Annotated in this window: 1 protein-coding gene; it reads left to right on the forward strand. The window is 71.1% G+C overall.

All coding sequences use genetic code 11. The features are described from left to right. Window positions 1-1,140 (forward strand): KR domain-containing protein (locus ACIQ6R_RS37040; protein WP_404226443.1); only part of this gene is annotated, 1,140 nt, incomplete at both ends.

Raw genomic sequence — 1,140 nt, forward strand, 5'->3', positions numbered from 1 at the left:
GGAGTTGGTGGCGCGGCACGGGGTGGGTGCGGTGGTGCACGCGGCCGGTGTGCTGGACGACGGGACTGTGGAGTCGCTGACGTCGGAGCGTCTGGTGGGTGTGCTGCGTCCGAAGGTGGACGCGGCGTGGAACCTGCACGAGGCGACCAAGGACCTGGACCTGGATGCCTTCGTCCTCTTCTCCTCGATGTCCGGCATCCTCGGCGGTCCTGGACAGGCCAACTACGCCGCGGGCAACACCTTCCTCGACGCCCTGGCCCACCACCGTCGCGCCCTCGGTCTGCCCGCAACCTCCCTTGCATGGGGCCCATGGACCCAGGACGCCGGCATGATCGGCACCCTCTCCGACACGGACGTACGGCGCATAGCCCGGGCCGGAATGCCCGAGCTGACCCCCGAACAGGGCACGGCGTTGTTCGACGCGGCCCTGGCCTCCGGAGAGCCGGTCGTCCTTCCCGTACGCCTCGATCTGGCGGCACTGCGCGAGCAGGGCGACCCACACCCGATGATGCGCGGTCTCGTCCGCGGGCGCAGGCGTCGTTCGGCGGCCGGTGGTTCGGCGGCGACGGCGGGGCTGGTGCAGCGACTGGAGGGTCTGGGCGCCGAGGAGCGGCGTGAGGTGCTGCTGGACCTGGTGCGCGGCCAGATCGCGGTGGTGCTCGGCCACGCGGGAGCGCAGACGGTCGACCCGGCGCGGGCCTTCCAGGACCTGGGCTTCGATTCGCTGACGGCGGTGGAGCTGCGCAACCGGCTGGGCAAGGCGACGGGCCTGCGGCTGCCGGCGACGGTGGTCTTCGACTACCCGACGGCCCATGCGCTGGTGGGGTACCTGCTGGACGAGCTGTTCGGGGCGGCGGAGCCGGCGGCCGCGGCGCCCGTGACAGCCCTGTCGTCGGTCGCGGATGACCCGGTGGTCATCGTCGGGATGGCGTGCCGTTACCCGGGTGGGGTCGCATCGCCCGAGGACCTGTGGCGTGTCGTGTCCGACGGAGTGGACGCCGTCACGGAATTCCCCGTGAACCGCGGCTGGGACATCGACTCCCTCTACAACCCGGACCGTGAGGCGTCGGGTACCACTTACACCAGGGCCGGTGGTTTCCTGCACGACGCCGGTGCTTTCGATGCCGAGTTCTTCGGGAT

The sequence above is a fragment of the Streptomyces sp. NPDC096048 genome (assembly GCF_044763415.1).
Taxonomy (GTDB): domain Bacteria; phylum Actinomycetota; class Actinomycetes; order Streptomycetales; family Streptomycetaceae; genus Streptomyces.